The 13,340-nt window shown below is 60.0% G+C and carries 12 protein-coding genes; 3 read left to right on the plus strand and 9 right to left on the minus strand.

Going from position 1 to position 13,340, the window contains the following annotated elements:
- Window positions 1–5: 5 nt before the first annotated feature.
- From ACNAZA_RS04370 to cyoA, 7 genes are all read right to left on the minus strand, one after another.
- Window positions 6–542 carry a response regulator transcription factor gene (locus ACNAZA_RS04370; RefSeq protein ID WP_415795216.1) on the minus strand — a complete coding sequence of 179 codons (537 nt, stop codon included), beginning with the start codon at window positions 540–542 and terminating at the stop codon, window positions 6–8.
- A gap of 52 nt (window positions 543–594) precedes the next feature.
- Window positions 595–1,896: an ATP-binding protein gene (locus ACNAZA_RS04375; protein ID WP_415795217.1), complete on the minus strand. Its 1,302-nt coding sequence runs from the start codon at window positions 1,894–1,896 to the stop codon at window positions 595–597.
- A 116-nt stretch (window positions 1,897–2,012) separates the two neighbouring features.
- Window positions 2,013–2,798 carry an SURF1 family protein gene (locus tag ACNAZA_RS04380; RefSeq protein ID WP_415795218.1) on the minus strand — a complete coding sequence of 262 codons (786 nt, stop codon included), beginning with the start codon at window positions 2,796–2,798 and terminating at the stop codon, window positions 2,013–2,015.
- A gap of 8 nt (window positions 2,799–2,806) precedes the next feature.
- Window positions 2,807–3,232, minus strand: a complete 426-nt coding sequence (cyoD, locus tag ACNAZA_RS04385; protein WP_415795219.1) for a cytochrome o ubiquinol oxidase subunit IV — start codon at window positions 3,230–3,232, stop codon at window positions 2,807–2,809.
- Complete coding sequence (gene cyoC / locus ACNAZA_RS04390; RefSeq protein ID WP_415795221.1) at window positions 3,233–3,865, minus strand: cytochrome o ubiquinol oxidase subunit III; 633 nt, start codon at window positions 3,863–3,865, stop codon at window positions 3,233–3,235.
- Window positions 3,858–5,864 carry a cytochrome o ubiquinol oxidase subunit I gene (gene cyoB / locus ACNAZA_RS04395; RefSeq protein ID WP_415795222.1) on the minus strand — a complete coding sequence of 669 codons (2,007 nt, stop codon included), beginning with the start codon at window positions 5,862–5,864 and terminating at the stop codon, window positions 3,858–3,860. Before cyoB ends, cyoC begins: the two co-directional genes overlap by 8 nt.
- 62 nt (window positions 5,865–5,926) lie before the next feature.
- The gene (cyoA, locus tag ACNAZA_RS04400) at window positions 5,927–6,973 is read right to left on the minus strand and encodes a ubiquinol oxidase subunit II (RefSeq protein WP_415795223.1); all 1,047 of its coding nucleotides are present in this window, start codon (window positions 6,971–6,973) and stop codon (window positions 5,927–5,929) included.
- A 338-nt stretch (window positions 6,974–7,311) separates the two neighbouring features.
- Between cyoA and ACNAZA_RS04405 the strand changes: the two genes are divergently transcribed.
- Window positions 7,312–8,652 (plus strand): MFS transporter, encoded by a 1,341-nt coding sequence (locus ACNAZA_RS04405; protein ID WP_415795224.1) that lies wholly within the window; start codon window positions 7,312–7,314, stop codon window positions 8,650–8,652.
- Window positions 8,653–8,763: 111 nt separating this feature from the next.
- On the opposite strand, the gene ACNAZA_RS04410 is transcribed toward ACNAZA_RS04405, so the two are convergent.
- Entirely contained in the window at window positions 8,764–9,765 is a 1,002-nt protein-coding gene (locus ACNAZA_RS04410) for a Bug family tripartite tricarboxylate transporter substrate binding protein (RefSeq protein WP_415795226.1), read from the minus strand.
- A gap of 212 nt (window positions 9,766–9,977) precedes the next feature.
- On the opposite strand from ACNAZA_RS04410, the gene ACNAZA_RS04415 reads away from it, so the two are divergent.
- The gene (locus tag ACNAZA_RS04415) at window positions 9,978–10,889 is read left to right on the plus strand and encodes a LysR family transcriptional regulator (RefSeq protein ID WP_415795227.1); all 912 of its coding nucleotides are present in this window, start codon (window positions 9,978–9,980) and stop codon (window positions 10,887–10,889) included.
- Between the two features lie 111 nt (window positions 10,890–11,000).
- Here ACNAZA_RS04415 and ACNAZA_RS04420 read toward each other — a convergent pair whose 3' ends face one another.
- Window positions 11,001–11,801, minus strand: a complete 801-nt coding sequence (locus ACNAZA_RS04420) for an IclR family transcriptional regulator domain-containing protein (protein WP_415795228.1) — start codon at window positions 11,799–11,801, stop codon at window positions 11,001–11,003.
- Window positions 11,802–11,987: 186 nt separating this feature from the next.
- Between ACNAZA_RS04420 and pobA the strand changes: the two genes are divergently transcribed.
- A complete protein-coding gene (gene pobA / locus ACNAZA_RS04425; protein WP_415795230.1) occupies window positions 11,988–13,163 on the plus strand; it encodes a 4-hydroxybenzoate 3-monooxygenase in 1,176 nt (391 codons plus the stop codon).
- The last annotated feature ends 177 nt before the right edge of the window (window positions 13,164–13,340 follow it).

Consider the following 13,340-nt stretch of genomic DNA (forward strand, 5'->3'; position numbering starts at 1 on the left):
CAAATTTATTTGACCTGGCGCTTTTCCAGCTTGCGTGCCAGCGTTCTGCGGTGCATGCCCAGGCGGCGTGCGGCTTCGGAGATGTTGAAGCCGGTCTCGGCCAGGGTCTCGTGGATATGCTCCCATTCCAGCGTCTTGATGGAGGTGGTCTGGTTGCTCACTTCCACATCGGTGCGGCCTTCCACGCGCTCGAAAGCGGCTTCGATATCGTCGGTGTTCGAGGGTTTGGCCAGGTAGTGGCAGGCACCGAGTTTGACGGCCTCCACGGCCGTGGCAATGCTGGCATAGCCGGTGAGCACCACGATAAGGGCTTCGGGATTTTGCTGGTGCAGCATCTGCACGCAGTTCAGGCCCGAGGCGTTGCCCGCCAGCTTCAGGTCCATCACCGCATAGTCGGGGCGGTGCTGGGCCAGCAGGGCTTCGACTTCCTCGCCGCTGACGGCATGCAGCACGCGATAACCCCGGCGCTCGAAGGATCGCTTGAGGGTGCGAGCAAAGGCTGCGTCATCTTCGACCAGCAACAGCAAACGGGTTTCTTGCATGCAAACAAATTCGCTTTAAAGGCGGCTCAAAAAGAGCGCTTTGGTATGAAAGTCAAATAGCCATGGCTGATTGAGGCAGGTGAACCTCCACCAGCGCACCGCCCCCATCTCTGGCAGACAGGTTGCGGGCCTGGACCCTGCCGCCCAGGGCGCGGGCCACGTTCATCACCAGAAACAGGCCCAGGCCGCGGCCGGGGCGCTCCTGCTTGGTGGAGACGTGGCACTGGCCCAGTTGCTGCAGCACGGTTTCGTCAAAGCCGGGGCCGTGGTCGCGCACCTGCAGCACCACCTGCTGCTGCACGGTGGCCATGCTCATCTCCACCCAGTGGGGCGAGGCTTCGAGTGCATTGTCCAGCAAATTGCAAATCATTTGCTGCAGCGCAGTATCCGAGAGCATGGCAAAGTCGTTCAGGCCCCGGTTGTTCAGCGCAAAGTGGCTCAGCGTGTGATGGCCTTGCCAGTGGCTGACAATGCCTTGCACAAAGCTCACAAAAGTCGTGCTCTCCGTGCCTTCCGCCCGCGTTTCGCCGGCCGAGAGGAGAACGCCGGAGACTATGGATTTGCAGCGCAGCAGCTGGCGTTGCATCTCCTGCAGATCCTCGCGCAGATCCTGGTCTTTCATCAGCGCCGGCATGTGCTGCCAGTCGCCCAGAATCACGGACATGGTGGCCATGGGCGTGCCCAGCTCGTGCGCGGCGCCGGTGGCCAGCAAGCCCAGACGCACAATGTGCTCTTCCTCGCTGGCGCGCTGGCGCATGTCGGAGATGCGGGTGTCGCGGCGGCGCATATTGTCGACAATGCGGGTGAGAAAGACGATGGTCAGGATGCTGGTCAGCGCAAAGCTGATGAGCACGCCCACCACGTACATACTGGGCAGGCCTTCCTGGCTTTCAAACTGCACATGCAAGGGCAGGTGGAACATGCTCAGCCCGATGACGCAGACAAACGAGGTGATCACCACGCACCAAGTGTAGTGGGGCCGCAGCAGCACGGCGCTCAGAATGCCTTGCAGCAGATAGAGGTAGATGAAGGGATTGCTGGCTCCGCCGCTCAGATACAGCTGAACCGTCAAGGCCAGCACGTCGGCCAGCAGGGCCCAGAACACGCTGCGCGAACTCAGCGGCCGGTGCAGGCCCTGGCTCCAGTAGATATAGGCGAGGTTGGTCGCCACCAGTGCCACCAGCACCAGAGCCATGGGCAGCAAGGGCAGGGCGATATGAAAACCGTAGTGCACCAGCGAGATGGTGACCACCTGGCCCACGACGGCAATCCAGCGCAGCTGTATCAGCAACTGCATGTTTTGCCGCTCTGTCAGGCGTGCGACCCGGAACAGGGAATCTGAGGTTTTGTTCACCCGTCAATTGTCCACGACAGCTCTGCCGTCAACCGCCTTGGGGGTATGGCAATTTGTTGTATATCGCCGTTTGAGTGCTCCATGAAAAAAGCGCTCCGTGTGGAGCGCTTTGCGGTTCAGGCCCGAGGCGGGATGGCCGCCTTGTCATGGCGTCTTACCAGCCATGCGCCAAGCAGAACCATTGCGGCCAGTCCATACCAGGTCAGGGCATAGACCAGGTGGGTGTTGGTGAATTGGATGACCGTCATGCCCGGGCGCAACATCTCTGTGGCCTCCAAGGGTTGATAGGCCGGATTGCTGGCGGGCAGCCCCTGGTCAATGAAGTAGGGCGCGACCTGGGTCAGGCCTTTGCTCTGGGCGATAGCGGCAACATCGCGCGAAAACCATTGCTGCGTATCCGCATTGTTGCTGCGCAGAAAGCCGCCTGATGGTTCGCTCATGCGAATCAGTCCTGTGACCGTCACCGTTTCGCTGGAGTCGCCGGCTTGCTCAATCTGCTTGAGCCATTCGACACGCTGCTTTTCCGGTGTGAAGCCACGGTTGATCAGAATGTGGCTGCCATCGGCCAGTTGCAGCGGCGTGAGCACCCAGAAGCCGGCACCGGCCTCGGTCAAGGCCTTGGTCAGCACGCTCAGCTTGTCCAGGCGCAGACCTTGAACCGTGACCGGCAGATACTCGGAGTTGGCGGCAGTGACCTGCGGCCATTGGCTGACCGTGGGGGCCGCTACCGGTGCGCTGTGCACGCGTTGCTCCACACGCTCGATCAGATCGAGCTTCCAGAACAGGCGCTTGACCTGCCAGGTGCCCAGCGCCATGAACCCTAAAAACAAGGCGATGCCCACTATCGCGAGCATCGCCTTGGTGAAGGGAGAGCGCTGACGCGCAGCGCTCTGGTTCTTCATGCTGTCAGTCAAGGGGTGACAGCTGCAGGAGCCGTGTGACCGGCGTGATCTGCATGGCCTGCTGCCTGGTGCATCTCATGGCCGGGCATCATGTTGGCGTTCATGTGGAACATGACCCACAAGGTACCGGCAATCGCGATGGACAGGAATATGACCGTGAAGATGGTGGACAGCATGGTCCAGCCACCCTGGATCTTGCCGTTCATGTGCAGGAAGTACACCATGTGCACCAGCACCTGAACAATCGCAAAACCGCCGAGCACGGCCACGGCCGTGGTGCGATCGGTGATGACGTTGTTCATGACCAGGTAGAAGGGGATGGCAGTCAGGATGACGGCCAGGATGAAGCCCTTCACATAATCGCCCATGGAGACGTGCAGATCGTCGTGATCGTGATGATCATCGTGACCGGCGTGGATATCGTGTGCGCTCATTTACAGCACCCCCATCAGATACACAAAGGTGAACACACCGATCCAGACCACGTCCAAGAAGTGCCAGAACATGGACAGGCAGTTGATACGGCGCACGTTCTCATTGATCAGGCCGTGCTTCTTGATCTGGATCATCAGGGTGATCAACCAGATCAGACCGAAGGTCACGTGGATACCGTGGGTACCCACCAGCGTGAAGAACGAAGACAGGAAGGCGCTACGGGTAGGGCCGGCACCTTGGTGGATCAGGTGGTGGAACTCATAGAGTTCCACGGCCAGGAAGGCGGCGCCCAGCAGGCCGGTGACGGCCAGCCACAGCAGCGTGCCGTTGACGTTCTTCTTCTGCTTTTGCAGCATGGCAAAGCCGAAGGTGATGGACGACATCAGCAGGAAGGCCGTGTTGATGGCCACCAAACCCAGGTCGAACAGTTCCTTGCCGGACGGACCTGCCGCGTAGTTGCGGCCCAGCACGCCGTAGGTGGCGAACAGAGCTGCAAAGATCAAGCAGTCGCTCATCAGGTAGAGCCAGAAGCCCAGCGAGGTGCCGTTTTCTGGATGAGGCTCGTGCGCGAGGTGGTACTCGCGCTTGGCCAGGGCGGCTGTGCCGCCAGCGTGGGTATGTGTATTAGACATGGGCTGCTGCAAGCTGCTTGGTGCGTGTTTCTTCCGTTGCGGCCACTTCGGCCGCAGGGATGTAGTAGTCACGCTTGTAGTTGAAGGTATGGATGATCGAAGCCAGAACGGTCGCGGCGAACGAAACGATCGCCAGAGGCCACATATGCCAGATCAGTGCAAATCCCAGAACGGTGGACAGGCCGGCAATCACCACGCCAGCGCCAGTGTTGGCGGGCATGTGGATGGGCTCGAAGCCAGTCAGCGGACGCTGATAGCCATGCTTCTTCATGTCGGTCCAGGCGTCAATTTCGTGCACCACGGGGGTGAAGGCGAAGTTGTACTGGGGAGGAGGCGAGGAAGTTGCCCACTCCAGCGTACGGCCTTCCCATGGGTCACCAGTCACGTCACGCAGTTCGTCACGCTTCCAGATGGACACGGCCAGCTGGATGAAGAAGCAGCCGATACCGGCAGCAATCAGGGCAGCGCCGAAGGCAGCGATGATGAACCAGATTTGCAGCGAAGGATCGTCAAAGTGGTTGGCACGACGCGTCACGCCCATCAGACCCAGGATGTACAGGGGAGTGAAGGCAACCCAGAAGCCGACCAGCCAGAACCAGAACGAAGCCTTGCCCCAGAACTCGTTGAGCTTGAAACCGAAAGCCTTGGGGAACCAGAAGTTGATACCGGCAAACACGGCAAACACCACGCCGCCAATGATCACGTTGTGGAAGTGGGCGATCAGGAACAACGAGTTGTGCAGCACAAAGTCTGCGGGAGGCACGGCCAGCAGCACGCCGGTCATACCGCCGATGGCGAAGGTGACCATAAAGCCCACCGTCCACAGCATGGGAACGCTGAAGCGGATACGGCCACGGTACATGGTGAACAGCCAGTTGAAAATCTTCGCGCCCGTGGGGATCGAAATAATCATCGTGGTGATACCGAAGAAGGTATTCACGCTCGCGCCCGAGCCCATGGTGAAGAAGTGGTGCAGCCACACCAGGTAGGACAGGATGGTGATACACACCGTGGCGTAAACCATGGAGGTGTAGCCGAACAGGCGCTTGCGGCTGAACGTGGCCACGATTTCGGAGAACACACCGAAGCAGGGCAGGATCAGGATGTAGACCTCAGGGTGACCCCAGATCCAGATCAGGTTCACGTACAACATCGGGTTGCCGCCGAAGTCGTTCGAGAAGAAATGCGTACCCAGGTAACGGTCCAGCGACATCAGCACCAGAGCGGCAGTCAGCACGGGGAACGAAGCCACGATCAGGGCGTTGGTGCACAGGGCAGTCCAGGTGAAGACGGGCATCTTCATCAGGTTCATGCCGGGAGCGCGCATCTTGATGATGGTCACGATCAGGTTAATACCCGAAAGCGTGGTACCGACACCGGCGACCTGCAGGCCCCAGATGTAGTAATCAAGACCCGTGCTTCCACTCTGGTGCCCCAGATTGGACAGAGCCAGCCAGCCGGAGGTGGAGAACTCGCCCAGGAACAGGGAGATCATCACCAGCACGGCGCCGCCGGTCGTCATCCAGAAGCTGAAATTGTTCAGGAACGGGAAGGACACGTCACGGGCACCGATCTGCAGCGGCACCAGATAGTTCATCAGGCCCGTCACAAAAGGCATGGCCACGAAGAAGATCATGATCACGCCGTGGGCAGTGAAGATCTGGTCGTAGTGGTGCGGAGGCAGATAGCCGAGGTTGTCGCCAAAGGCCATGGATTGCTGCAGACGCATCATGACCGCGTCGGCAAAGCCGCGCAGCAGCATGACCAGACCGAGGATCATGTACATGATGCCGATCTTCTTGTGGTCGATCGAGGTCAGCCAGTCGTTCCAGAGCGGAGCCCAGAGGCGGAACTTGGTGATGCCGCCGACTACGACGAGTCCGCCGAGCACCACGGCAATAAAGGTCATGAGCACGATGGGCTCATGCGTCATGGGAATCTGGTCCCATGTGATGCGGCCCAGCAGCCAGTGGGCGGCTGGGGTTGTTGTTTCAGACATGTTGAGTCTCTTTTGTCGTATTGGAGCGGCGGAGCTGGAGGCTCAGTCGCACCGTGAGCTACTTATTGCTGTGCGACAGCTCCGGAGGCTGCGACTTCGTCGAGCAGGGCGACAACGCGGTCAGCGTCTTTGGATGTGCAGACGTCCAGGGGCAGGATCACGCTGGAGGTCTTGCCATGGGGCTGACCACCGGCGGCGTCAATGGCCATCATCTGGCTCATGCACATCTTGCCGTCTTCTACGCAGCGGTTGAGGACCTTGTTGTACAGGCCTTCGTCCACAGTGCCGAAGCGCTCCACGGGGTTGCGTTCGCTGGGCTTGGCCAGGTCGAGGTAAGCGTCACGTGTCAGAGCCTTGCCTTCGGACTTGGCCTGGGCCACCCACTGTTCGAACTGCCCGTTTTCCAGGCCGTGGAAATTGAAGGTCATGCCTGCAAAGCCAGCGCCGCTGTAGTGCGAGGACTTGCCGCCGTAGACGCCGGGCTTGTTGATCACGGCGTTCAGCTCGGTCTGCATGCCGGGCATGGTGTAGATCATGCCAGCCAGATCAGGAACGTAGAACGCGTTCATGGTGTGGGTGGATGTCAGCTTGAAGTGAATGGGGCGGTCCACTGGAGCGGCCACTTCGTTCACGGTCGCAATGCCTTGCTCGGGGTAGAAGAACAACCACTTCCAGTCCAGAGACACGACCTGAATTTCCAGAGGCTTGACGTTGGGGTCAAGAGCCTTGGTCGAGGAAACGCGGTCCAGAGGGCGGTAGGGGTCCAGCTTGTGGGTGCTGATCCAGGTAATGGCGCCCAAAGCAATGATGATCAACAAAGGCACGGTCCAGATCACCAGTTCCAGCGATGTGGAGTGGTGCCATTCGGGGTCGTACTTGGCTTCGGTGTTCGACTGGCGGTATTTCCAGGCAAACAACAGCGTCAAAAAGATGACGGGGACGATGATGAGCAGCATCAGCAAGGTGGCCGTAACCACCAGATCGCCTTGTTGCTTGGCAACATCGCCGGCTGGGTTGAGTACGACAAGCTTGCTGCAACCGGCGAGGGTTGCAGTCAAAGCAGCCGCTGTGAGCCACGCGGGCCCACGGATTTCCTTGATTTTTAACATGCTGTAGGCGTGACAAAGTCGCGCTTAGGTGTAAACGCGGATTACTGGATCTCGGCAAATGTAATACCAAATGCCGTCTTGTCGATTGGACATTTTGTCCAAGGTCAAGGATGAGGGTCGAAAAATCCGCTATGTGACAAGGGTTTAGCTGTGGCTATGGGCTGCGCAGCTTGGTCGAAAATTGTGAATTTTTCGTGGTTTTTGGGCTCAAAGCGCCGGGGTCTACGCCTGCCGCCGACAGGGCTCAGGGCAAAAACTCTATTGCAGGTGCACATGCTTGGGCGTAGAAATGGATGCGTCAGCGTGACATGGCAAGTAAGACAAGGAGTTGTATCTATATGAGTAGCACGAACCCATCCATTGGTCTTACTCAGCAAGACTATGAGAACTCGGAAACCCTGGCTTATGCGGATACCGATGAAGATGTGACTCCGGGAGAAATCGCTGTTGGCGTGATCATTGGCCGTTCATCCGAGTACTTTGACTTTTTCGTTTTCGGCATGGCTTGCGTGCTGGTGTTTCCTTCCCTGCTGTTTCCCTTCCTCTCCAAGCTCGATGGCACGCTGGCGGCGTTTGCCATCTTTTCCCTGGCCTTTATTGCCCGCCCCATAGGCACGGCACTGTCCATGGCCGTGCAGCGGCGCTGGGGTCGTGCCACCAAGCTGACGATTGCGCTGCTGCTGCTGGGTGTCTGCACGGTGGGCATGACCTTTTTGCCCAGCTATGAGACTGCCGGCATGAAAGCCATCTGGGCGCTGGCCATCTTGCGCGTGGGTCAGGGTCTGGCACTGGGCGGTACCTGGGACGGTCTGCCTTCTCTGCTGGCCATGTCGGCGCCCAAGAACCGCCGCGGCTGGTATTCGATGATCGGCCAGCTGGGTGCACCTCTGGGCTTCATCATGGCGGCGTCGCTGTTTGCCTATCTGTACTCCAGCCTCACGGCAGACGATTTCATGAGCTGGGGCTGGCGCTATCCCTTCTGCGTGGCTTTTGCTATCAACGTGGTAGCGCTGTTCGCCCGTCTGCGCCTGGTGGTAGGTCAGTCTTTTGTGCAGATGCTGCAGGAGCGCGATCTGGAACCCATCAGCGTGACCAGTCTGATGCGCGATGAAGGTCGCAATGTGATGATCGGCGCTTTTGCCGCGCTGGCCAGCTTTGCGCTGTTCCATCTGGTGACGGTGTTTCCGCTGTCCTGGATCTCCTTGTACTCCCATCAATCCGTGATCGACGTGCTGATCGTGCAGATCATAGGTGCCGTCCTGGCAGCTGGGGCCATCATGCTGTCGGGCTGGCTGGCAGACCGTGTGGGACGCCGCAACACCTTGGGCACCATGGCCTGCCTGATTGGTATCTTCAGCTTCCTGGCGCCTTGGCTGCTGGGTAGCGGCACCGTGGGCAACAATGTGTTCATCATCGTGGGCTTCATCCTGCTGGGTCTGTCCTACGGCCAGGCCTCGGGCACGGTGACATCCAACTTCTCGGCGCATTACCGCTACACCGGTGCCGCCCTGTCCACCGACATGGCCTGGTTGATTGGCGCTGCGTTTGCACCGCTGGTGGCTTTGGGGGTGTCGGCCAAGTTCGGTCTGGTGGCCCTGGGCATTTATCTGCTGTCCGGCGCCTTGTGCACTTTGGCGGCTCTGGGTATCAACCGGGCCATCGAGGCACGTGAACAATAAGCCTGACGGCAAATAGAAAAAGCCCGCAGAGAGCATCAAATCTCTGCGGGCTTTTCTTCTAAATCATGAAAAAGCCATCCGCAGATGGCTTTTTTGTTTTCAGCGCTTCAATCAGTCCAGTGCCAGACCGGCTTTCTTGATCACTTCTCCAAAGCGCTTGCTTTCATCGGCCATGAATTGCTTGAACTCCGCAGGCGTGGGGTTGTAGCTCTCATAACCAAAGGCCGTGAACTTGTCCTTCACATCCTGGCCGGTCAGCGCCTGGCGCACGTCGGCGTGAATCTTCTCGACCACGGCAGCTGGCGTACCTGGGCGCACGGCCAGGGCGTTCCAGCCGATAACGGCATAGTCCTTGGGGCCGCCGGATTCGGACACGGTAGGCACGTTCTCGAAGCCTGCAATGCGCTTGGGGCCGGCCACGGCCAGGAAGCGCAGCTTGCCGCCGCGCACCAGCGGGCCTGCCGTGCCCAGCGAACCCAGAGCGAAGGTCAGCTCGCCATTGGCCACGCCCTGGTACAGCTGGCTGGTTTCCTTGTAGATGACGTGCTCCATCTTGGTGCCGGTCTGGTTTTCCAGCAGGGCCGAGCCCAGGTGCACCGGGTTGCCCACCGACCAGGAGCCGTAGTTGAGCTTGCCGGGGTTGGCCTTGGCGTCGGCAATCAGGTCGCCAATCGTCTTGTAGGGGCTGTTGACGGGAACGCAGACAAAGAAGAAGTTGCGGAACAAGGGCATCAGGATGTTGAAATCCTTGCTCAGGTCGTAAGGCAGCTTCTTGAACAGATGGGGATAGGCGGCGATGTGGACGTTGTCCAGCTGGATCATGTCCGTGCCGTCGGCCGCGCCACGCTTGAAGGCTTCAATGGCGATGAAGCCGTTACCGCCTGGGCGGTTTTCCACCACCACGGGCTGACCCCAGGCACGGCCGAGCTTGTCGGCCACCAGGCGCGAGACGCCATCGGGGCCGCCGCCTACGGGGAAGGGGTTGATGATGCGCGACGACTTGGTGGGCCATTTTGCATCGCCCTGGGCGAAGGACGGTGCGGCCACGGCTGCGGCAATGGCGCCCAGCGCGAACGCAGCTTGGCGACGGCTCATGGTGAGCTTTTGGGTCATGGTTGTCTCCCTGATCCTGAAACAGGTCTGTCGAAAATAGGGTGCGTGTTGGCTTTTGCGCTCACGCGTTTTGTTTGTTGGACTGAGGCCGGCACTGCACGAGCAAGGCCATCCTCAGCTGAGCAGATTGTGGCATCGCAACAAAAAACACCAAGTTCTAGCCGAGGCTATCAGCTATAGCAAAATGGCATAGCTTGATTGGAGGAGCCGGCATGAATCTGCAGCAGATAGAAACCTTTGTACATGTGGCCGAAACCGGCAGTTTCAGCAAGGCGGCCGTGCTGCTGGATACCGCCCAGCCAGCGCTCAGCCGCCAGGTGCGGGCGCTGGAGACGGAGCTGCGCGAGACGCTGCTGATACGCACGGGGCGTGGGGTCACGCTGACCGATGCCGGGCGCCGCCTGCTCGAGCACGGTCATGCCATCATGCAGCGCGTAGCCCTGGCCAAGGAAGATATAGGCAGCCAGCGCGACGAGCCCGTGGGTCGTATCACCGTGGGTTTGCCGCCCAGTCTGGCCAGGCGGCTGACGCCGCCGTTGATTGACGGTTTCAGCCGCGATATGCCCAAGGCTCGGCTGGCCGTGGTGGAAGGCTTTTCCATGAATATCGCGGAATGGCTGACTTCGGGGCGTATGGATCTGGGCCTGGTCTACACGCCCGAGCCGCATCCGCATATCGAGGTGACGCCGGTGCTGGAAGAGCGGCTGTGCCTGATCGGCCCGGCCAGCGCCCTGGCCGGACGCACCAGCGTGCCGTTTGCCCACCTGGACGAGTTTCCGCTGATCATGCCGCAGCGCGGCCAGATCTTTCGCAAGCTGATGGAGGCCCAGGCCACGCTGTCCCAGGTCAAGCTCAATGTGGTGTGGGAAGTGTCCAGCGTGCCGGCCATTCTGGATCTGGTACGCGGCGGCTATGGCTATGCCGCGCTGACCGACAGCGCCATGCGGGGCCAGGGAGCCGATCCTTCACTCAAAGAGGTGCCAATCAAGTCGCCACATATCGTGAGCACGCTGTGCCTGGTGCAGTCGGCCAAGAAGAAAACCACGCCCTTGATACGCCGCACGGCGGAGCTGCTGCGGCGTCTGAGCCTGCAGGTCTGTGCCGTGGAAAGCGGGCACTTATAGAAGTTGCTATGGATGTGCAAGCTGCTGGCGCATTGCTGTTCTGAGTTTCAGCAATCAATCCATTTGAAATTCAATCAAAGCAAGCGCAAGAAGCTACTGAATTCATAGTCATCAGATCAGCGGACGCAAGCTTCTTGCGCCTTCTAGCAGCAGGGGCAGGATTTCCTGCTCCATGGTCTGGGCGCTCATGCGCTTGGTGGCGCTGACCATATTCAGCGCCGCCACCGTGCGGCCCTGCATATCGCGCAGCGGCACGGCCAGGGCCTGAATGGCGACTTCGTGTTCTTCCAGGGCAATGCAGTAATCAAGCCGCCTGACTTCGGCCAGCAGTGCCTTGAGCGCCTCTTCCTCGGTCACCGTATGGGCGGTGAGCTTGGGCAGATCGTAGGTGGCTAGCCATTCATCCAGCTCGGCAGGCGAGAGCGCGGCCAGCAACACCCGGCCGGTGGAGGTGGCATGGGCGGGCAGGCGCGTGCCCAGATGCAGGCCGTGGGCCATCAGCCGCTCGCCCTTGTCATGCACGGCGCTGCGGGCCACGATGACGACCTCTCGCCCCTCGCGCACCACACAGGAATAAGACAGACCTGTCTGCGCCGCCAGCCGGTGGAGCACGGGCTGCACGATGCGCGGCAGCCGTGCCGAGGCCAGATAAGCCCCCGACAGCCGCAGCACCTTGGGTGCCAGCCAGAAAAAGCCGCCATCACTTTCCAGATAGCCCAGGTGGGCCAGCGTCAGCAAATGCCGGCGGGCGGCGGCGCGGGTCAGGCCGGCACGCTCTGCGGCCATGGTGGCATTGAGGCGCTGGCGCTCGGTATCAAAGCTCTCCAGCACGGCCAGGCCTTTGGCCAGACCTGCAATGAAGTCGGCATGGGCGATGGAGGAAGAGGAGGTGGGGGGCTGGTGCTCGGTCATGGCACGGTATGAACTCTGGATGGCGAAAACCGTGGTTTTGCGCGATTGTCGAACCAATTGTGCGATTGTCGCGCAAATGCGGTTTGCTGCTTCTCGGTTTGACGCAACACAAACCTTAGTCTTCAGGCCATGGGTTGCAAGCAGAAATTGCAGCGTGGTTGGGTGCAATACAAGGAGACATACATCGTGCGCACACAGGTAGCCATCATTGGTGCAGGCCCCGCAGGTCTGTTGTTGGGTCAGCTGCTGTACAAGGCAGGCGTGGAGACCGTCATCATCGAGCAGCGCAGCGCCGACTATGTGCTGGGCCGCATCCGCGCCGGGGTTCTGGAGCAGGTGACGGTGGACTTGCTCGAGCAAGCCGGGGCCGATGCCCGCATGAACGAGGAAGGCCTGCCCCACGATGGCATAGAGCTGCTGTTCAAGGGCCAGCGCCAACGCATCGATCTGTACGGCCTGACCGGCGGCAAGCGCGTGATGGTCTACGGCCAGACCGAGGTGACGCGCGATCTGATGGATGTGCGCGCCGCCGAAGGCCTGACCACCATCTATGAAGCCAGCAATGTGCAGCCCATCGATTTCGACACCGATCATCCCAAGGTGCGCTATGAAAAAGACGGCCAGCTGCATGAGATCGAATGCGACTTCATTGCTGGTTGCGACGGTTTTCACGGCATCTGCCGCGCCAGCGCGCCAAAGGACAAGATCAAGACTTTCGAGAAGGTCTATCCGTTTGGCTGGCTGGGTCTGCTGTCGGATACGCCGCCCGTCTCGCATGAGCTGATCTACGCCAATACCGAGCGCGGCTTTGCCCTGTGCAGCCAGAGAAGCAGCACGCGCAGCCGCTACTACCTGCAAGTGCCTTTGACCGACAAGGTGGAAGACTGGAGCGACGAGGCTTTTTGGGAGGAGCTTAAAAAGCGCCTGGACCCCGAAGCCCGGGCCAACTTGGTGACCGGCCCCTCGCTGGAAAAAAGCATTGCCCCGCTGCGCAGCTTTGTGACCGAACCCATGCGCTTTGGCCGAATGTTCCTGGCAGGTGACGCCGCCCACATCGTGCCGCCCACCGGCGCCAAGGGGCTGAACCTGGCGGCATCCGACGTGGGCTATCTGTCGCAGGCCTTCACCGAGTTCTACCGGGACGACAGCCAGGACGGCATTGACCGCTATTCCGAGCAATGCCTGCGCCGTGTGTGGAAGGCCGAGCGCTTTTCCTGGTGGATGACTTCCATGCTGCACAACTTCCCGGGCGAGGGCGAGTTCAACACCAAGGTGCAGGAAGCCGAGCTGGACTATATCGTTCACTCCGAAGCCGGCGCCACCTCGCTTGCCGAGAACTATGTGGGTCTGCCCCTGGTGTAACTTGCGGGTGATGCTATTGATGTTATAGCGTTAAACGACGCAAGCGCTGATCTTGGCGTTGGGTGGGACGGCCTGCATGGCTTGCGATGCAGGCCGTTTTTCATGGCGCTTGGCTATGGCATCCGGCGGCCATGATCCATGCAATTTGGTTGCTGCAGCCATGCACAAATTTTGATG

It is taken from the genome of Comamonas aquatilis, from assembly GCF_965139575.1.
GTDB classification, from domain to species: domain Bacteria; phylum Pseudomonadota; class Gammaproteobacteria; order Burkholderiales; family Burkholderiaceae_C; genus Comamonas; species Comamonas aquatilis.